Genomic DNA, 19,539 nt, shown 5'->3' with positions numbered 1-19,539 from the left:
CGCTTACACTTTAAAGCAGCAAAGCAAAAGAGAAGCAAAGTGAGAAGAGACATACTAGGGGGATTTACACATGTTTGAAAAAATATCACAGCACGAGCAAGTTGTTTTTTGTAACGATCCATCGACAGGTCTCAAGGCAATCATTGCTATACATAATACAACGCTTGGACCTGCTCTTGGCGGATGCAGGATGAGGCCATATGCGTCAGTTGACGAAGCACTTGAAGATGTTCTACGCCTTTCAAAAGGAATGACGTACAAGTGTGCAGGGGCAGACGTGGACTTTGGAGGCGGAAAATCAGTCATTATCGGAGATCCCACTTCTGATAAATCACCAGAGTTGTTCCGTGCTTTCGGTCAATTCGTTGATTCGTTAAACGGAAGATTTTACACAGGAACGGACATGGGGACGACGCCTGATGATTTTGTTCATGCGTTAAAAGAAACAAACTGTATCGTCGGTGTTCCAGAAGAATATGGCGGAAGCGGTGACTCTTCTGTTCCAACGGCTCAAGGGGTAATTTACGGTCTTCAAGCAACAATCCAAACGCTTGAAGGGACGGACGAATTAGCAGGCAAAGCTTATTCTATTCAAGGATTAGGAAAAGTAGGATTTAAAGTTGCTGAACAGTTACTCGCAGCAGGCGCACAAATCTATGTAACAGACATTAATGAAAACGCGTTAAAAATGATTCAAGAAAGAGCAGAATTACTGCCTGGGAATGTGGAAGTTGTAGAAGGAAACGACATTTATGGAGTAGATGCAGATATCTTTATTCCGTGCGCACTTGGCGGAATCATTAACGACGAGACGATTGACAAGTTAAAAGTAAAAGCGATCGTAGGAAGCGCCAACAACCAGCTTCTTGAAGACAAACACGGTCTCTATCTGCAGCAGCAAGGCATTCTTTATGGACCGGATTATATCGTAAACGCTGGCGGCTTAATTCAGGTGGCTGATGAACTGTACGGGCCGAACAAGGCACGCGTTTTAACCAAAACTAGAGCGATCTATGATAGCTTGATCCAGATTTATAGTGAGAGCACGAGAAACAATATTTCAACGATGGAAGCCGCTAACCTTTTCTGTGAAGAGAAGCTTGCTGCTAGAACAAAACGCAACAGCTTTTTTGCTCATAACAGAAGACCAAAATGGCAGGTTCGAAACTAAGGAGGGACTTTAACCATGGAAAAGTTATTTCCGAAATTGCAGATCATTAATGAGAACGGCGAGTGGAATGATGAAACATACCGCGGTGAGATCACAGAGGAACTGACGAAAGAGCTTTATACGAAGATGCTTCGTTCAAGACTTTTTGACCGCAAAGGGGTAAACCTTCAGCGTCAAGGGCGGATTGGTACGTACGTTCCGTTTGAGGGCCAAGAAGCGTCACAGATCGGAAGCGCCATGGCTATGGGTGAGGGTGACTGGATGTTCCCGACCTATCGTGATCATGCGGCTACAATGACTTTTGGACATTCGCTAAAAACACTCTTCCTTTATTGGAAAGGACGCCAAGAAGGGTGTATTCCGCCAGAAGGAAAGAACATATTCCCTCCAGCCGTTCCGATCGCGTCACAGCTTCTGCATGCAACGGGTGCAGCTTGGGCTGAAAAGTTAAAAGGAACAGACCGCGCTTCCATCGTTTACTTTGGTGACGGTGCAACTTCTGAAGGAGATTTTCATGAAGGATTAAACTTTGCGAGCGTGTTCAATGCACCTGTTATTTTCTTTAACCAAAACAATGGATTCGCGATTTCGGTTCCGATTGAAAAGCAGATGAAAAGTAAAACGATCGCTCAGAAAGCGGTAGCTTATGAGATGGAAGGCGTTCGTCTAGACGGAAATGATGTGTTTGCTGTCTACTTCCACACGCGTACTGCAGTTGAACGGGCGCGAAAAGGAGAAGGACCGACACTCATTGAGGCAGTAACGTGGCGTTATGGCGCACATACAACCGCTGATGATCCTTCTAAATATAGAAACCAAGACGAGTCAACAAGTCGCCGTGAAACGACAGATCCGATTTTACGACTAGAACGTTTTATGAAAAACGAAAACATGTGGGATGAGAAATGGGCTGCAGACCTCCAAGAATCACTAACAGCTGAGATAGAAGCAGCGGTAAAAGAAATGGAAGAGACGCCAGCACCACATTATAATGATGTGTTTGATCATGTTTTTGCGGAAAATCCTTGGCCGATTGAAAGCCAAAAGAAAGCATACGCTCATTCAAGAGGTGATCGCTAATGACAACGGCAGTTGATACGAAGAAATTAACGATGGTTCAAGCCGTAACAGACGGCATGAGAGTAATGATGAAAGAGCAGGAAAACGTAATCGTGCTTGGCGAAGACGTTGGTCAAAATGGCGGAGTGTTCCGTGCAACGGACGGCCTTGTTGCTGAATTTGGTGAAAAGCGCGTTATTGATACACCGCTTGCCGAGTCTGGCATTATCGGGACATCAATCGGACTTGCGATGAACGGATTCAAACCGATCGCTGAAATGCAATTCCTTGGGTTCATCTATCCAGCGTTTAACCAGATCATGACACATGCATCCCGAATTCGTGCGAGAACGCTTGGCTCTTTTACCGTGCCGATGGTCATTCGTGCACCTTTTGGAGCAGGCGTGCGCGCACCGGAAATCCACTCAGATTCCGTTGAAGCACTATTTACGGGAATGCCAGGAATGAAAGTTGTTGTTCCTTCTAATCCTTACGACGCAAAAGGCATGCTGATTTCTGCGATTGAAGATCCAGACCCGGTTTTATTCTTAGAGCCGATGCGCTGTTATAGAAGTACAAAGATGGATGTTCCTGATGGCAAGTACAATGTTCCGCTCGGAAAAGCAGCTCGTCTTCAGGAAGGGGACGATGTAACGGTTTTTGCATACGGTGCGATGATCGATGTCGTAATGAAAGCTGCGAAGAATGCAGAAGAAAAAGGCATCAAGTGTGATGTGATCGACCTTCGTTCCCTTTATCCGTTAGATAAAGACATGATTGCAGAGAGCGTTCAAAAAACAGGCCGTGCAGTAATTGTTCACGAAGCACCGGGAACCGGCGGACTTGGCGAGACCATCATGTCACTCATTAACGATACATCTTTCCTTTATATGAAAGCGCCAATCGAGCGCGTAACAGGGTTCGATACACCAGTACCGATGTTTGCACTGGAAGATCACTATCTGCCGAGCGCAGAACGTGTTGTGCAGGCGATTGAAAAAGTAACGCAATTTTAGGAGGTGAGTTCAGTGGTAGAAGTGAAATTGCATGATATCGGAGAAGGTATGCACGAGGGAGAAGTCATTCACTTTTTTGTAAAAACAGGCGATTCCGTAAAAATTGACCAGCCGCTAGTAGAAGTACAAACGGATAAAGTAACGGCAGAACTTCCTTCACCTGCAGCCGGAACGATTAAAGACATCAAGGTAAAAGAAGGTGATGTGGTAACAGTCGGATCGGTTATTTTAACGATCGAAGCGGCTTCAACAACGTCACCATCTTCAAAAGCAGAAGACAAGGTGAATGCTTCAGAACAGCCAGTCGTTGATAAAATCGTCAAAGCTCCAAGCAACACCACATTTGCAGGAGGCATCGCAACACTGAACAAGCGTGTTCTTGCAGCTCCTTTTACAAGAAAAATTGCGCGTGAAAACGGTGTGGATATTGAACAGATTACCGGCACAGGAGCTGGCGGGCGTGTAACCGATCAGGACGTGTATAACTTTATCGAGAATGGCTCAGCACCAAAAGCAGAAGAGAAAATAGAGACTGCAGCTCTTGAAGAAGTGAATACAGCTCCATCATTTGCGACAAAAAATGCGGAAGAGATTCCGTTTAAAGGACGCAGAAAACAGATCGCCAAGAAAATGGTTCAATCTCTTGCGACGATTCCGCACGTTACCCATTTTGAAGAAATCGACGTGACGGCAGTAATGGAGCTAAAGAAACAGCTAAAAGCGATGGATCCTGAAAACAAACGCGGCATGAACGTGTCCGTTGCTGCTTTTTTTGTAAAAGCTATTCAAATCGCGCTAAAAGACTTCCCGATTTTCAACGCTAAGCTGGATGAAGAGAATGAAGTGATTCGATTAGAGAAAAACGTAAATATCGGCATCGCCACTGACTCTGATGAAGGTCTGATCGTACCGGTAATCTCTCATGTGGAACAGAGAAATGTAAGAGACATTGCGCATGACATGAAAGACAAAATCACGCGTGCTAAGACAAACAAGTTGAAGAGTTCAGATATGACGGGTGGCACGTTTACAATATCCAACGTTGGACCGCTTGGATCGATTGCAGCGACACCAATTATCAATCACCCAGAAGTGGCGCTTATGGCTTTTCATAAAACTAAGAAAACGCCAGTAGTTGTCGGCAACGAGATTGTTATCCGTTCGATGATGAACGTATCCATGTCATTCGATCACCGTGTGGCAGACGGAGCAACGGCTGTTATGTTCACGAATCGTGTAAAAGAACTCATCGAGAATCCTTACTTCATGACACTGGAGCTGATATAGATGGTTGTAGGTGATTTTGCAACAAAACGACAGCTGGTGATTATCGGTGGCGGACCTGGCGGATACCATGCAGCGATCCGAGCGGCTCAGCTTGGAATGGAAGTCACGCTGATTGAAAAAGAAAAGCTAGGCGGTGTTTGTCTTCATAAAGGATGTATTCCTTCTAAAAGCCTGACACAGACAGCAGCTAATTTTTCAGCACTCTCTCAATTCAAGCAGATGGGAATTTCAGTGCCAGACGCGAGTTTTAAGTATGATACGTTCACAAACTATTTTTCTTCTGTTGTAGCTGGACTCCAAAAGGGAGTAGAAGCGCTGATTAAAGCGAACAAGATCGAGTATTTAACGGGTACGGCATCCTTTATGTCAGGTGAGCGAATCGGAATCGACTCTGGTCATCATTTTGAAATGTACGAATTCGAGCACGCTCTTATCGCTACAGGAAGTTCACCGTTATTGCCAAATCACGCATCACTATCAAACCGACTGATGACACCGCACACGTTGTGGGAGCTGAACGAGGTTCCGGGAAGTCTCTTAATTTATGGTGAAGACTACTTCGCATTAGAGGCAGCTATGGCATACAAGCAGCTTGGAAGTGATGTTAGTATAGTCGTTCCAGCTGAAGGCTTTGGTTTAGACACTAGCATCGAAAAAGAATTGCAGCGTGTTTTGAAGAAAAACAAGATTAAAGTCTTTAAGAATCATAGTTGGGATAGCGCTGAGGAAACTGCTGATACCGTGACGGTAACGTTGACAAAAGACGGTGATGAGAAAGTGTCGGTAGAAGCTTCCCACGTGTTGTATGCTGCTGGCTATTCACCGAATGTTGATGGTCTTGGTCTTGAAGCAATTTCAATCGAACGTGACGAGAAAGGTTTTATTATCGTAAACGAACATAGCCAAAGTAGTGCAAGCAATATTTATGCAGCAGGGGACTGTACGATTGGAATGAAGTTAGCGTCAAAAGCGATTAAACAAGGAAAGACCGCAGCTGAACATATGGCAGGACTTCGGTCAGCGTTCAACTTAAGTTTGGTTCCTTATGTGGTGCACACGAATCCCCCAATTGCATCAGTCGGGCTGACAGAAGAACAGGCAATTGCTGAAGGATACGAAGTAAAAACCGGACAATTCTCTATGAGCGGCAACGGATTTGCTTCTATTCTTGGTCAAAAAGAAGGTCTGTCCAAGATGGTAATGGATGCGAAGAGCGATGTTGTGCTTGGTATTCATATGATGGGAGCTGGCGCTATCGAGATGATCCAAGCAGGAACGTACGCGCTGGAGATGGTTGCGCGTGAAGAAGATCTCGCTTATCCGATATACGCACATCCCGCTTTGAACGAGGCATGGGTGGAAGCTGTTGAAAACGTGAGCGGAAAAGCGATCCATGTACCGCCAGCGCGTAAAAAAGAGAAAAGCTCAGTTTGAGTGATGATGTGAAAAAACGGTCTATTCGGCCGTTTTTTTGTTGGGGTGGAGGGTATATGGCTGTCAGCAGTTTGTCGAGTTATGTCATCTCGCCGATATATGATTAAAACTCGCTGGATTATCATCCAAACTCGCCGAAATAAGTCCGAAATTTCTAGGATTAATCCATAAATTTCTTGAATTGCCGGCTGCTATACCCCAGCCTGTATCAGTGAAAACCCGATTTGATAGCCTAAATGGCATCTATTCTAAGCTAAACAATGTATTTCCCCAGCCAAGATTACTTCTGCTTACACTAAAAGTGAAACTCAATCAGAATTCACACACAATTATCACTCACATGCCATTTTCTTTTTTTGGCTACATATATTAAAATGGCGATAAGATAAAATCCGCTCTTAGCAAGCACGCGGATATAAAAGAAGTGAGGAATGCTGTTTGAAGAAATTAGTTTTAACGGGCGGTGGTTCTGCTGGACACGTAACCCCGCATCTAGCATTAATACCTAAATTAGAAAAAATGGGATGGGACCTGCATTATATCGGTTCTGTTGATGGAATAGAAAAAAGCTTGATTCAAGATGGCACAAAAGTACCGTATTACGGGATTTCTAGCGGAAAACTGCGTCGCTATTTTGACTTAAAAAATATTAAAGATCCTTTTAAAGTTGCGGCAGGTGTTGCACAAGCTTATTTCAAGCTTGGCAAAATTAAGCCTGATGCTGTTTTCTCAAAAGGCGGTTTCGTAGCTGTTCCAGTTGTTATTGCAGCAAGGATGCGAAACATTCCTGTTTACATTCATGAATCCGATATTACACCAGGTCTAGCTAATAAAATTTCGTCTAAGTTTGCTTCAAAGATTTTTGTTACGTTTGACGAAGCCAAAAAACATTTTGCAGCAGGGCAAGCCATTGTAACTGGATCACCTATTCGCGATGAGCTTCTGCAAGGCTCTAAAGAAAAAGGACTTTCTTTCTTGGGATTCAGAAGCCATCTGCCCGTCTTAACCATCATGGGTGGAAGCTTAGGGGCGCGAAAAATTAATGAAGCCCTTCGTGAAGGACTGCCTGAACTGCTTCGTTCTTATCAAATCGTACACATTTGCGGTAAAGGAAATCTGGATGAAAGCCTGCAAAACACGGAAGGATATCATCAGTTTGAATATATTCAAAGTGAATTGCCAGATGTTGTTGCTACGACAGACTTCGTGATTTCGCGCGCTGGATCGAACAGTATCTTTGAATGGCTGACACTCAAGATTCCGATGCTGCTAATCCCTCTTTCAAGAGCGGCGAGCCGGGGAGATCAGATTCTTAACGCACAATCTTTTGAAAAACAAGGCTATTGCCACGTTTTGTATGAAGAAGAACTAACTAAAGCCACGCTGATTTCTTCACTAAAAGACTTAAAGTCTGATCAAGAGAATATTAAGCGAAACATGGAAAGCTTTAAAGCATCTGATAGTGTAGATCTAATTCTTCGTACGATTACAGGCGAGAAGTAAAATAAATTGTAGGGGGTCTGTCCCGGGGACAGACCCCCTACAATTTAGACACAATTCATACCATACAAAGACGGAGATGAACAAAGATGATGCCAAGCCCTGCTTTACACAGAGAACAAACTTCTAGTCATTGGAAAAAGGGTATACAAGCGGGTTTGCCGATTGCGATCGGCTATATGCCTGTTGCGTTCACATTTGGTTTACTTGCTAAAGCTGCAGGTTTAAGTCTTTTTGAAACAGTAGGAATGAGTATTATTGTATTTGCCGGTGCTTCTCAATATATTGCATTATCGATGATTGCTGCAGCGAGCGGAGCCGCAGAGCTGATTCTCACAACGTTCATCATGAATATCAGACATCTTCTGATGAGAGCTTCTCTTAAAGAAAGGGCGGAAGAAGACCCAAAATGGTTAAAAGCGATATATGCTTTTTTCATTACGGATGAAACCTTTTCAGTTGCTGCAACTTCACCAGAGAAAAAGATAACAGGAAGCTATTTGCTTGGTCTCGGACTTGTTGCATATAGCTGCTGGGTTGTGTTTTCAGGTGTGGGATATGTGATGGGGTCAGGCTTGCCACAGTCCCTTCAAAACAGTATGGGTATAGCACTTTATGCAATGTTTATTGCTCTGCTCGTACCAGCAGCCAAAAAAAGCAGGAAGGTTATTGCTCTAGCAGCAAGTGCAGCGATCTTAAACTGTTGTTTCTCACTGATTCCAGCTTTAAGCGGTGGCTGGGGTATTATTTTGTCAACGATTATTGCAGCTGTTTCAATTGAGTTTTTCATGAAAGGGGATGAATAGAGTGAGTGACCAATTAATATGGGTAATTATCGGAATGGGAATCGTAACCTATATTCCAAGAATGCTGCCACTCGTGCTCTTTCATACGAATCATTTGCATCCGAAAGTTCAAGGGATCTTGAAAAACGTTCCTTTTGCCATATTAGGCGCACTTATCTTTCCGGGTGTGTTAACGATTAATCCTGATTCTTATTTTTATGGAATCATTGGTGCAGCGGCAGCCTTTATCGCGGCATGGCTGAACTTAAATGTTATATTAGTCGTGTTGTCTTCCATCTTAGTTTTGTATGGATTTACGTTTTTGTAGTTTATTGTCATAATTTACTTTATAAATAATTCACCTTATTAATTGATTTGCGAAAAAGACGGGCGTATAATCACAATTAAAAGGAGGAGATACGAAATGCCTCATTTAATTCGATTTGTACTTATAGGTTTATTCTCCGTCTCAGCTTTATCTGTTCTGTCTTTCCAAGCAGTTGAAATTTTTCATGCAGTAACAGATATGGTACAATCATTTATCTACAAAGATCTATAAAAGTTAAAACTGAGGAGAGCTATGGATATTAATAGCTCTTTTTTTGTTGGTTTTTAAGCTCACTAGCACCATGACTATGATTAGATGCCTTTCATTTAGGGGTAAACTTACTAATGGACTAAGCAATAAAGGATGATTAGATGAAATTAATAGCAATTGATATGGATGGAACTTTAGTTAATAGGCAGTTAAAAGTCACAAGAGAAAACAGCGAAACGATCTCAAAAGCTGTAGAAGAAGGACATCATGTTGTGATTGCAACAGGACGATCTTATGATGAAGCAAGACATGCATTAGAAGATGCTGAGCTGCATTTGCCGCTAATTTGTGTCAATGGGGCGGAAATTAGGTCTTCAGACTGGGAAATCCTTTCTTCTATCCCTCTAACTTTTGAGCAATATGAGGATATAAAGAAGATCTTGGATAAAGAAGACATTTATTATGAGTTATACACGAGTAAAGGTACGTACACGGATAATCGTGAAAAAGCCTTTGAAGTCATGAAGGATATCATTTTAACTTCTAATCCTGAAGCAACAGATGACGATGTTGAAAAAGCGGCGCTCCGCCGTTTTCGTTTGGGGCTCGTTAGTGTTGTAGGAGATTTTAACAAGCTAATGGTTGAAAAAGATTTAGAAGTATATAAATTCTTAGCATTCTCTAGCGACACTGCAAAACTTCAACGAGCATTTCAGCATTTAAAAGGTGTAGGCGAGCTCGCTGTCAGTTCATCTGCTGACAACAACTTAGAAATTACAAACAGTGAAGCACAAAAAGGGGTAGCTTTAAAGAAATACGCAGAATTAAAAGGAATCTCTTTAGAAAATACGATGGCGATCGGTGATAACTACAACGATGTGTCTATGCTCGAAATTGCAGGGTTTCCAGTAGCGATGGGAAATGCAGTCGATGAAATCAAAGAAATGGCTGCATTCGTAACGAAGGAAAATGACGAGAGTGGAGTAGCGTTTGCTATTAAGAGGTTTTTAGATAAACCTCATTATTAAAAGCTGTTTGCGCAACTAATGATGTATATGTAAGTAGTTGATTTCCGTTTCAGATGCTCGCTTTCCGGGGGGCGTGCGGTGAGCCACCTCGGAGCTTTTGCCCTTAGGTGTCTCACCTGTCCCGCTGATCCCCCAGGAGTCTCGCATCCTAGACTCCAATCAACTTGTCAGTGAAGTCTTTTATGCAACTTATAATGGCTCTTTACTATTTTGAATTTCAAGAAGCCACTTCCTTTCCACGGTGCGTGTAAAGAAGTAGAGGCACGTTTCCTTGCAATTCTCAATTAACCTGCAAGTGAGGATAGAAAAGAAAATAAACTGACAAAAGCTGGTTCGAACATGACGAACTGGCTTTTTTTATATACAATATCTTTACATGCGGTTTACCCTCGTGTAAACGTGCTTTTATACTCCCTTGTTAAAGTGGCATAGTAGTTCACTTATAACAAAGGGAGAGTGCAATATCGTGAAAAAAGCATTCAAAATGACTGTAGGAGCACTTGCTTTAAGTCTGAGTTTCATAGGAGCTGATTTTACTGTGGCTGACGCGAAAGAGAAAGATAAAGAGATTCTTAATGTAGCACACCGAGGAGCTTCTGGACATGCACCGGAACACACGATTACTTCTTATAAAATGGGAGAAAAAATGCATGGCGACTATATTGAAGTCGACCTTCAGATGACAAAAGACGGCGAATTGATTGCGATGCATGACGAAACACTTGACCGTACAACAAACGGAACAGGTGAGGTTAAAAATTATACGCTAAAAGAGATTAAAGAGCTTGATGCAGGAAGCTGGTTTAATGAAAAGTATCCAGAGAGAGCAAAAGCTGAGTACGAAGGTCTTCAAGTTCCAACGTTAGAAGAAGTGTTCCAAACGTTTGGTAAGAATGCGAATTATTATATCGAAACAAAATCACCAGAAGTATATCCGGGTATGGAACAAAAACTCGTAGATGTCGTAAATGAGTATGGCATTAATAAAGACAAGCTTTTGGTCCAATCGTTCAGCTCTGAAAGCTTATTGAAGATGAATCAGATCGACCCTTCTGTAAAATTAGTGCAGCTTATGTGGTACACATCTCCTGCAGTATTAACGGATGCTGAAGTACAAGCCATCAAACAATATGCCATTGGGATTGGGCCAAATAGCTCTATGATCAACAAAGAATACGTACAAAAAGTGGTACAAAACGGACTTGAGATCCATCCGTATACTGTAAACGAAAAAGAAGAAATGCAAAAGCTGATTGATTGGGGAGTAACAGGGATGTTCACAAACTTCCCAGACCTTCTGCATGAAGTGAAAAAAGGAAAATAATAATGAAGAAAGCAGCTGATTACAAAAAGTCAGCTGCCTTTTTCTTTTTCCACAAAAAACACTTCACCGTCATCCTGCAGCTGAGCAAAGAATACTTCTTTTGCATCCTGAAAACCGGCCCTCTTAAGCTGGCTAGTAAACCATTCTTCAGAAAGATTGTATTCTTTAAAAGGCAGGTCTATTTTTTCTCCGTTTGAAATCAGCATGGTCGGCAAATATAGAGGTGCTTCTGGCGGAATATTTAAATCTCCTTTTGTGACAGAATCTTTGAGCGGTTTCTTCAGAATGCTCAATTGGCCGTTCGGTTCCATGATGGCATATTCCACATCTGTAATGTCAAAGACTGAGCTGATCCTGAGCAGCATCAATAGATCGTCCATCGACATCTGCATTCGTTTAAGTTCTTTTTGCATCAGCTGCCCTTTTTTTATTAAAATTGTTGGCTGGCTCTTTGTCAGTTTTGTGAGGAGAGGTGAGTGCCGGTTAAGAAATTCAATACCAAATACCGCTATCGCCCAAAAGGAGAGAGAAGCTAAACTTTCCCACACGGTAATCTCTTTATGTACGACCATATCCCCGATAATATTTCCCATCGCGATTCCAGTTGCATAGTTAAAAAACGTCAGTTCACCGAGTTGCTTTTTACCAAGCAGTCTCATTAGTAAAAGCAAAAAGGCAAAGCCAAGAACTGTTCTGTAGATGGTTATTAAGATTCCTTCCAATGTCATCCCTCATTTTAAACATGCTGTTAACAGGATGCCCAAAGAAAAAAGAGGCAAACAAAAAAGAGCGGCCAGGATTAGCCGCTCTTAAACATTACTTTCCGAATTGCAAACGTATATGAATCAATTTTTTTAGCATAAAGAAAGCCAGCACGCCGCCAATTGTTGCGGATAAGTAGTACCCTATAAGAGAAGGTGAATTGTGACCGCCGAAAATGCCGCCTCCGAGCATCCCAAATGTTAATGCAAAACATAGAATTACACCAAAAGTAAAGAATCCTCTTCCTTTATCAAAAACTAGTAATCTGCCATTGTTTTCGTTTTTCGTTCTGCTAAACAGATAAGTACCAATTAAAACGGAGGTGATCGTGTATATAAAAGGGATGAAGAGCATAACAAATGGTATTCGGTTTAAAGAATTCATCTGATTCTCAGGTGATGCGTCAACAAAATACCTGAAGTCTATTATTGACATCGGAAGCGTTATACTAGTAATTATATCTTTGAAAGCTTGTGTGCTTTCAAGGTTATTCACATTGTACAGTGACACTCCATGATATTCTAAAAAGGTTACAATCAACATTAAAAATCCTATTGGAAAAAATAAAAATATTCCACTAAGCAACAATTGAGAGACGAGGCTGCCTGCGATTGTTCCGATAAAAAGACTAAATGAAAAAATGGCGATAGAAACAGGCAATACAATTATCATAAATTCAAGAACAAAAGAAGTATCTACAACTTCTGATAATATCGTAAACTTTACGATTAGCATACATAATAACAAGTTTAGAAGCAGTGCTGAAATAATATGGATTAACCCGAACATCCACTTTGATAGAAAGATATCTTTACGTTTGAATGGAAGTGAGAACGTTAGATCAGTAGCATGAGTTGTTCTTTCACTGCCTATTAAAAGCGCAGCTAACCCTACAATCAAGAATAAAAATAGGACAATATCCGCTCCTATAAAATGGAAGTTTAAGTAATAGTTTTCAGGCGAATCAGGATACGGATTACGCTTCTCGGATAACATGCTTTGGGCTTTACCAAAAAACGAATAAGGCAAAAAGAGGAACAAAGAAATGTACATTGCCCATACCGCAGGACTTCCAAGTTTTTGGTTTCTCATCCACAATGCTTTATGAAACATGTGATTCACCTCCAAGTGATGAAATAAAAATGTCTTCAAGTGTCATAGGAAGCTCTTCTATGAATAAAGGATTTTCCTGATGCAATTTATCAAGTGTCTCCTCAATGTTTCCTTTAATCATCAATGTGTACACACGTCCTGTTTGATTCACGATGTTCACATTATTTAGGTGAGCAACCTTTTCTGGCAGTGAGTGTTTATAAACGACTTGAACTTTTCTAAACGATGATTTGGCATCTTCTATGGACGTGGTAGACTCAATTCGTCCTTCTTTAATCATGATCAGCACATCTGCCATCTTTTCAACCTCTTCTAAATGGTGGGTCGAAATCAGCACGCACAATTGTCTCTCGCTTACTTCTTCAATAATAAATTGCAGAATGTTTCGTTTTACGATCGGATCGAGTCCGTTTGTCGGTTCATCTAAAATGATCAGATCGGCTTTCGTTGAAAAGGAAAGAATCATTAAGAAGAGTGCTTTCATGCCCTTTGAATATGTTCGTAGCTTTTTATTTTTCGGAAGCTTAAAACGGTCTAAAAGTGAGTAAAAATACATCACATCAAAATTTTCATAGATGGCATCATACAGCATTACAATTTCCTTAACGCTATAGCTTTTTAAAATTTCAGTTGAGTCAGGTACATACGTAATTCTTTGCTTGATATGAGGCTCTTGATGAATATCGGTTTCGTTATAAAGAACTTTTCCTTCATCAGGATCTAAAATCCCAGCGATAACGCGAAGCAGTGTAGATTTCCCGACACCGTTTCGGCCTACTAGACCTGCAATGGTACCAGGCTCAAGTGTAATATTCACATCATTTAAAACGATATTTCCTTCTATTGTTTTACTAACATTACTTACTTTCAGCATGACCGTTTTTCCCTCCAAGCTCTTCTGAATATTTCTCTAGCCATTTTAATAACGTTTGGTTATCGATGCCCAAATAGGAAGCTTCAATAATTAGTTGTTTAAGCTGTTGCTTAAGTTCAGTTATCTTCTGGTCATCTGCTCTTGGTATGATCGAAGCAGATACGAATGTTCCTTTTCCGCGCAGCGTCTCAATAATCCCTTGGCGCTCTAATTCTTGATAGGCTTTACTCACTGTATTTGGATTGATTAATAATGTAGCTGATAGCTCTCTTACCGAAGGCAATTTATCTTCCGGCAACAAAATTTCCTTCAATATCAGTTCCTTGATCTGATGGACAACTTGTTCCCAAATGGGAGTATTGCTTCGGGGATCTAAATTTAAAATCATATATATCCCACCTTTATATACTATATGTGTATTAATGTGTATAGTACACTTATAACATACAAGATAAGTAAATTTCTGTCAACGTGCTTTTCTTTACTTTTTGAAATGGGGAAAACTACAATAAATAGGAGGAGGAATGTACGTGAAACACATAATTGATGAAGCAAAGCTGCTCATATTCGATCTTGACGGAACTTTATATGAGGATACAGACCATTTTGATTATTACTGCCGTTTGCTGCAAAAAAGGGTACCTGATCATAAGAAGCAAGCTTTTTGGGATACATATGAGAACATGAAAAATGGTAAACACCCTGTTGCTATCGGAAAAGTGTATGATATCCAAAACGATGCGAGTGTCACGGTTGATCCTATGACGCTTCAAGTGACGAAGGTGTCGTCATTTGACGGTCAAGAGTGGCCAGATGAAAAGATCAAAAAAGAATTCTCAGGTGAACTGGTTTATGATTTTGAACGATTGATTGCAATAGGAGATGGCTGGTGGCTTCCTTATGCAACTGCGATGCACTTCGGATTAAAGCAATCTGACACGTGGGAGTGCTACAACGCAACAAAAGAATATATGGTAACCGATCAGTTTGAACTGACGAAAACACCTGGACTCAAACAGGCATTAGAACGCTTGAGGGGCGAAAAAAAATTAGTCCTTTTAACAAACAGTGAGAAAGAAGACGTTAACCGTTTATTAAAAGAGCTGCAGCTGGATGGCCTGTTTCATCGTTTATATACAGAAGGTGAAAAACCGCTTAAGACAAAAGAAAAGATGCAAGCCATTTTAGACGAATTTGAAATACAGCCTCATGAAGCTGTATCGATTGGTGATAATTTTATTAACGAAATTGCACCAGCACTTCTCATGGGGCTAAAGGCTATTTATATTCAGCCAAACCGTATCGAGGTAGAGCATGACAACTTGCATATCGTACCAACACTTGCTAATGCTCTGTAAATTTTATCAAGTATTTTTGAAAGCTTGTTCTAATTTGGACAAATCGCCCTAAACTTTATAGTAGGTATAAAAGGGGGCGTAGGCTTTGAAAAAATCGTTCGTGTTTGTACTCGGCTTTGCGATATACGCTGGATTGATGTGGTTTTACCTTTTTCAAGGAGCAGACTCAGCATTGCCTGTTCACTTGAAGGGATCTGCTGCAGATCCAGCTGTATTTATGACTGACCGGGAACTGGAGCTAAGTACAGACTTTTCAAGAATAAAAGATTTTATATACTTTATTTCCGTTCCGCTAGAGTGGTTAATTTACCTGTTTGTTCTAGGATTTGGTCTTTCTAAATGGTTCCGCAAAGCATCAAGTGGATTAACGAAGTTTTCCATTGTTCATACAGGAATTTATGTGCTTCTTCTTTCATTTGCTAGCTGGGTGCTAACGTTCCCGCTGCGCTATTATAGTTTTACAGTCTCAAAAAGCTTCAACATATCTGTGCAATCGTTCCATAGCTGGATGAGAGACGGACTTGTGGATTTCTGGTTCAGCTGGCTTTTGACAACCGTGATGGTAGCAGTAATGTACTGGCTCATTAAGAAATACGAAAAAAGATGGTGGCTATACGCTTGGCTGCTATCCATTCCATTTACAGTATTTATGTACTTTATTCAGCCAGTGGTGATCGATCCGCTTTATAATAAATTTTATCCGCTGCAGGATGAAGTGTTAAAAGACAAGATTCTTGATATTGCAGAAAGAGCAGACATTCCTGCAGAAAATGTTTATGAAGTGAACATGTCAGAAAAAACGAACGCTCTTAATGCCTATGTAAATGGGATCGGTTCAAATTTAAGGATCGTTCTTTGGGACACAACACTCAATAAGTTAACCGATAACCAAGTGTTGTTTGTAATGGCCCACGAGATCGGCCATTATGTGATGAACCATCTTTATTGGAATTTGATATCTTCAATCGTCCTTTCGTTTTTAGGGCTGTGGCTTGGAAATATAATCTACCGAAAATGGATAGATAAGTATGGAAAGTCATGGGGAATTAAAGGAGCAGGGGATTTAGCTGCATTGCCTGCATTGCTTTTGATTTTTTCATTGTTGAGTTTTGCGGTGTCTCCTGTAGAGAATGCCGTGTCTCGAAAAGCTGAACGTGATGCAGATTTGTATGCCATTCAGATGACAAATGATTCGAAAGCCGCGGTAGGTGCTTTCCAAGAACTTGCGACAGTCAGTTTAAGCGAAGTGAACCCGCCTAAGATCGTGAAGTGGTTTTTATATGGCCACCCGACCATGTTAGAGCGCATTCATTTCTTAGATAGTTATAAAACGAGTAATAAGATGGAATAAAATGAAAACTGGCTCTCTAGGGAGTGGGAAACCACACCTTTGGAAGCCAGTTTTTAGGTTTTAATGTTTTTGTAAGGCGCACTATTCAAGATTTACGAGCGGAACCCAAGATTTACGAGCGGAACCCAGGATTTACGAGCGGAACCCAATATTTACGAGCGGAACCCAATATTTACGAGCGGAACTCAATATTTACGAGCGGAACTCAAGATTTACGAGCGGAACCCAATATTTACGAGCGGAACTCAAGATTTACGAGCAGAACTCAAGATTTACGCTCGCTAAGCAGGATTATGCTCGCCATGAAAATTCTCGAGTACCCTAAGAACCAACCTTCTACTTCACAGCTTGCAGGCTCACATTAGGCAGCACGAGTACTTCAACGCGGCGGTTCTTGCCACGGCCTTCCGCTGTTTTATTATCTGCTTTTGGACGATACTCGCCATAGCCGCTTGCGCTGACTTGGTTGGGCTTCAATCCTGGATTCTCCAATAAGACCCGCATGAAGTTGATTCCTCTTAACGCGCTTAGCTCCCAGTTGGATTGAAAGGTAGACGTACTGATCGGCACGTTGTCCGTGTGGCCTGCAATAACAATGTTTCTTGGAGGCGTGGTAACGAGGAGATCTGATAGCTTCTTGCCGATCTCCCTTGAGCCAGCTTTAACAGTCGCACTTCCCGAATCGAACAAAGCATTGTCTAAAATGGTAATCAATAAGCCGTTCTCTGTCAGTTTTGTTTGCAGACTGGAGGTTAGTTGATTCGTTTGGATATACGCATTTATTTTTTTCTCCAGTTCTTCTAAAGCTTCCAGTTCTTTTTTCGCTTCTTCAAGACGATCTTTTTCTTCCTTAGAGATTACTTCTTTTAAAGCATCAGGTATCGGAGTGGAGTCAGGTGTAGGAATAGGTGCCTGTTCTTCCATGACGCCGGTACCGCTAGTAAATTCATTTCGGAATGCGCTGGCCATTTGCTTAAACTTTTGAGCATCGATCTCACTCATCGCAAATAGAACAATGAATAGCGCTAATAATAACGTAAGCATGTCGGCATAAGGGATGAGCCAGGATTCGTCCACATGCTCCTCATGATGCTTTTTCTTTTTACCCAACAGAACCACCCGCTTTGTATTGATCGCGTTCGCTAGTCGGAATATACGTTAACAGTTTTTCTTCTAAAATTTTTGGAGAAGTTCCATCTTGAATGGATAACAAACCTTCAATCATGATCTCTTTGATCATGACTTCTTTTTTTGACTTGCGCTTTAATTTATTTGCGAAAGGGTGCCATAACACGTATCCGGAAAAAATACCGAAAAGCGTTGCGATAAATGCAGCAGAAATGGCTTTACCCAGTGCAGTAATATCGGCCATGTTGCTTAGTGCTGCTACTAATCCTACTACTGCACCTAGAACACCTAGTGTTGGAGCATATGTACCAGCTTGCGTGAAAATGGTAGCGCTGCTTGCATGTCGATCTTCCATCGTTTCAAGGTCCTTCATCAGAACGTCTTTAATAAATTCTGGCGGCTGACCGTCTACGATCATTTTAATCCCTTGCTGTAAAAAAGGGTCATCCACTTCTTCTGCTTTTGGTTCTAATGCAAGCAAGCCTTCTTTACGGGCGATCGTAGCCCATTCAATAAAAATTGTGATTAGATCTTTCATATCAATAAGCTTTTGTTCTTGAAATAAAATCTTAAAAAGTGCAGGTATTTTTTTGATTTCATTCAGTGGAAATGCAATAAGTATGGTTGCAGCGGTCCCTGCAAAGATGATCAGCAATGCTGCTGGATTCAGCAGAGAAATCGGACTGACCCCTTTTAATACCATTCCGACCCCAACGGCTACAATGCCTACAATGACCCCAATTAAGCTTGTGCGATCCATAATGATGTGCCTCACTTTATCTTTAAATTCTGTATCTAAAACGCTGTGCTATATTTTCTTTTATATCGGAAAGATACAAGGAAACTTAATGATAAAAGATGGAAAAAGTGTGATCCAACTCCATTCCTGAAACGTTAGCTATATACATCCATCATAAAAAATACAAAAATTGCCTCGTTTTGATATGATAGAACTACAATTATGTGTGCAGTAAAGGAGACAAGAGATGGGTAGACCTTCTGATTACGAACTATATCAAAAGGTTCAAGAAGAAAATAAAGAAGCCCTTGAAATGCTCTATGATCGATACGAAAAGCTATTGTTTTCTTTTTCATATAAAATGTTAAAACAAAAAGAGTTAGCTGAAGAAGCGGTTCAGGACGTTTTTATGAAACTGTGGCGAAAAAAGGGAATCTATTCTGAGGATAAAGGGAAGTTTTCTTCATGGATTTTAACGGTAACGAGAAATGCCTGCATCGACTTAATACGGAAACAGCAGAAAAATGAAGTTGAGATACTTGAAAGAGATCTGGATTATGAACGTAAAGAAAGCATTGAAGATACAGTAATGTGGAACGAAGAAAGAGAAGTATTGAAACAGGCCGTTTCCACCTTAACGGAAGAGCAGCAAGATATTGTAGATATGTTCTATTTTAAAGGGTATTCTCAATCGGATATCGCTGAACGAAAGAATCTTCCATTGGGAACGGTAAAAGGCAGGATACGCTTAGCGCTGAAACACTTAAAAAAGATTTATGCAGAGAGGGGGGATAAATATGGAACAGAAAATGTGCGATAATCTGCTCGATTATTATAACGGAATATTAGAAGATGAAGAAAAGAAAGCATTTGAACGCCACTTAAAAGAATGCAGTGTTTGCCAGGAAGAATGGGCTGAATGGCAAGAGCTAACAGCAGATCTTCCATATTTATCAGAAGAGGCAGACCCTCCAGTAGGTATGAAAGAACGTATTTTAGCAAATGTAACCGCGGATCAAGATTTAATGTCAAATAAGCCTAAACTAAGCATCCAGACTGATGGCCCTAGAAA

General features: G+C 41.1%; 22 protein-coding genes. 15 read left to right on the top strand and 7 right to left on the bottom strand.

Features of this window, described 5'->3' with window-relative positions; all coding sequences use genetic code 11:
- The first annotated feature begins 70 nt into the window (after positions 1-70).
- From P8610_RS14725 to P8610_RS14680, 10 genes are all read left to right on the top strand, one after another.
- The gene (locus P8610_RS14725; protein WP_289496858.1) at positions 71-1,171 is read left to right on the top strand and encodes a Leu/Phe/Val dehydrogenase; all 1,101 of its coding nucleotides are present in this window, start codon (positions 71-73) and stop codon (positions 1,169-1,171) included.
- A gap of 15 nt (positions 1,172-1,186) precedes the next feature.
- Positions 1,187-2,251: a pyruvate dehydrogenase (acetyl-transferring) E1 component subunit alpha gene (gene pdhA, locus P8610_RS14720; RefSeq protein ID WP_394605025.1), complete on the top strand. Its 1,065-nt coding sequence runs from the start codon at positions 1,187-1,189 to the stop codon at positions 2,249-2,251.
- Positions 2,251-3,246 carry an alpha-ketoacid dehydrogenase subunit beta gene (locus tag P8610_RS14715; protein ID WP_394605024.1) on the top strand — a complete coding sequence of 332 codons (996 nt, stop codon included), beginning with the start codon at positions 2,251-2,253 and terminating at the stop codon, positions 3,244-3,246. The genes pdhA and P8610_RS14715 overlap by 1 nt, the downstream gene beginning before the upstream one ends.
- A 12-nt stretch (positions 3,247-3,258) precedes the next feature.
- A complete protein-coding gene (locus tag P8610_RS14710; RefSeq protein WP_394605023.1) occupies positions 3,259-4,533 on the top strand; it encodes a dihydrolipoamide acetyltransferase family protein in 1,275 nt (424 codons plus the stop codon).
- Entirely contained in the window at positions 4,534-5,967 is a 1,434-nt protein-coding gene (gene lpdA, locus P8610_RS14705; RefSeq protein WP_394605022.1) for a dihydrolipoyl dehydrogenase, read from the top strand.
- A 438-nt stretch (positions 5,968-6,405) separates the two neighbouring features.
- Complete coding sequence (locus tag P8610_RS14700; protein WP_394605021.1) at positions 6,406-7,470, top strand: undecaprenyldiphospho-muramoylpentapeptide beta-N-acetylglucosaminyltransferase; 1,065 nt, start codon at positions 6,406-6,408, stop codon at positions 7,468-7,470.
- 89 nt (positions 7,471-7,559) lie between these two features.
- Complete coding sequence (locus P8610_RS14695) at positions 7,560-8,273, top strand: AzlC family ABC transporter permease (RefSeq protein WP_394605089.1); 714 nt, start codon at positions 7,560-7,562, stop codon at positions 8,271-8,273.
- Position 8,274: 1 nt separating this feature from the next.
- Positions 8,275-8,580, top strand: coding sequence for an AzlD domain-containing protein (locus P8610_RS14690; protein WP_394605020.1), 306 nt, complete (start codon positions 8,275-8,277; stop codon positions 8,578-8,580).
- A gap of 96 nt (positions 8,581-8,676) precedes the next feature.
- Positions 8,677-8,811, top strand: a complete 135-nt coding sequence (locus P8610_RS14685) for a hypothetical protein (RefSeq protein ID WP_394605019.1) — start codon at positions 8,677-8,679, stop codon at positions 8,809-8,811.
- Positions 8,812-8,951: 140 nt separating this feature from the next.
- Positions 8,952-9,818, top strand: a complete 867-nt coding sequence (locus P8610_RS14680) for a Cof-type HAD-IIB family hydrolase (protein WP_394605018.1) — start codon at positions 8,952-8,954, stop codon at positions 9,816-9,818.
- Positions 9,819-9,833: 15 nt separating this feature from the next.
- Here the strand turns inward: P8610_RS14680 and P8610_RS14675 are convergent, their stop codons facing one another.
- Positions 9,834-9,965 (bottom strand): hypothetical protein, encoded by a 132-nt coding sequence (locus P8610_RS14675; protein WP_394605017.1) that lies wholly within the window; start codon positions 9,963-9,965, stop codon positions 9,834-9,836.
- 337 nt (positions 9,966-10,302) lie between these two features.
- Between P8610_RS14675 and P8610_RS14670 the strand changes: the two genes are divergently transcribed.
- Positions 10,303-11,142 carry a glycerophosphodiester phosphodiesterase gene (locus P8610_RS14670; protein WP_394605088.1) on the top strand — a complete coding sequence of 280 codons (840 nt, stop codon included), beginning with the start codon at positions 10,303-10,305 and terminating at the stop codon, positions 11,140-11,142.
- A gap of 29 nt (positions 11,143-11,171) precedes the next feature.
- On the opposite strand, the gene P8610_RS14665 is transcribed toward P8610_RS14670, so the two are convergent.
- From P8610_RS14665 to P8610_RS14650, 4 genes are all read right to left on the bottom strand, one after another.
- Positions 11,172-11,864, bottom strand: a complete 693-nt coding sequence (locus P8610_RS14665; RefSeq protein ID WP_394605016.1) for a DUF421 domain-containing protein — start codon at positions 11,862-11,864, stop codon at positions 11,172-11,174.
- Between the two features lie 94 nt (positions 11,865-11,958).
- Positions 11,959-13,017: a hypothetical protein gene (locus tag P8610_RS14660; RefSeq protein ID WP_394605015.1), complete on the bottom strand. Its 1,059-nt coding sequence runs from the start codon at positions 13,015-13,017 to the stop codon at positions 11,959-11,961.
- Positions 13,007-13,891: an ABC transporter ATP-binding protein gene (locus P8610_RS14655; RefSeq protein ID WP_394605014.1), complete on the bottom strand. Its 885-nt coding sequence runs from the start codon at positions 13,889-13,891 to the stop codon at positions 13,007-13,009. Before P8610_RS14655 ends, P8610_RS14660 begins: the two co-directional genes overlap by 11 nt.
- Positions 13,875-14,279 carry a GntR family transcriptional regulator gene (locus P8610_RS14650; RefSeq protein WP_394605013.1) on the bottom strand — a complete coding sequence of 135 codons (405 nt, stop codon included), beginning with the start codon at positions 14,277-14,279 and terminating at the stop codon, positions 13,875-13,877. Before P8610_RS14650 ends, P8610_RS14655 begins: the two co-directional genes overlap by 17 nt.
- Before the next feature lie 142 nt (positions 14,280-14,421).
- Between P8610_RS14650 and P8610_RS14645 the strand changes: the two genes are divergently transcribed.
- Together P8610_RS14645 and P8610_RS14640 are read left to right on the top strand one after the other, a co-directional pair.
- The gene (locus P8610_RS14645; RefSeq protein WP_394605012.1) at positions 14,422-15,249 is read left to right on the top strand and encodes an HAD family hydrolase; all 828 of its coding nucleotides are present in this window, start codon (positions 14,422-14,424) and stop codon (positions 15,247-15,249) included.
- 85 nt (positions 15,250-15,334) lie between these two features.
- Entirely contained in the window at positions 15,335-16,600 is a 1,266-nt protein-coding gene (locus tag P8610_RS14640; RefSeq protein ID WP_394605011.1) for a M48 family metallopeptidase, read from the top strand.
- Positions 16,601-16,936: 336 nt separating this feature from the next.
- Here P8610_RS14640 and motB read toward each other — a convergent pair whose 3' ends face one another.
- Together motB and motA are read right to left on the bottom strand one after the other, a co-directional pair.
- A complete protein-coding gene (motB, locus tag P8610_RS14635) occupies positions 16,937-17,713 on the bottom strand; it encodes a flagellar motor protein MotB (RefSeq protein WP_394605087.1) in 777 nt (258 codons plus the stop codon).
- A complete protein-coding gene (motA, locus tag P8610_RS14630; RefSeq protein WP_289496838.1) occupies positions 17,703-18,488 on the bottom strand; it encodes a flagellar motor stator protein MotA in 786 nt (261 codons plus the stop codon). Before motA ends, motB begins: the two co-directional genes overlap by 11 nt.
- 226 nt (positions 18,489-18,714) lie before the next feature.
- Here motA and P8610_RS14625 point away from each other — a divergent pair, with 226 nt between their 5' ends.
- Together P8610_RS14625 and P8610_RS14620 are read left to right on the top strand one after the other, a co-directional pair.
- Positions 18,715-19,287: an RNA polymerase sigma factor gene (locus tag P8610_RS14625; protein WP_394605010.1), complete on the top strand. Its 573-nt coding sequence runs from the start codon at positions 18,715-18,717 to the stop codon at positions 19,285-19,287.
- A partial coding sequence (locus P8610_RS14620) for a zf-HC2 domain-containing protein (protein ID WP_394605009.1) occupies positions 19,265-19,539 on the top strand: 275 nt, incomplete at its 3' end. The genes P8610_RS14625 and P8610_RS14620, both read left to right, overlap by 23 nt.

Origin of the sequence: Fictibacillus sp. UD (assembly GCF_043558025.1) — a bacterium.
Taxonomy (GTDB): Bacteria; Bacillota; Bacilli; order Bacillales; family Fictibacillaceae; genus Fictibacillus.
The sequence above is the reverse complement of the archived record's forward strand: the minus strand, read 5'-3'. Positions and strand labels throughout refer to the sequence as shown.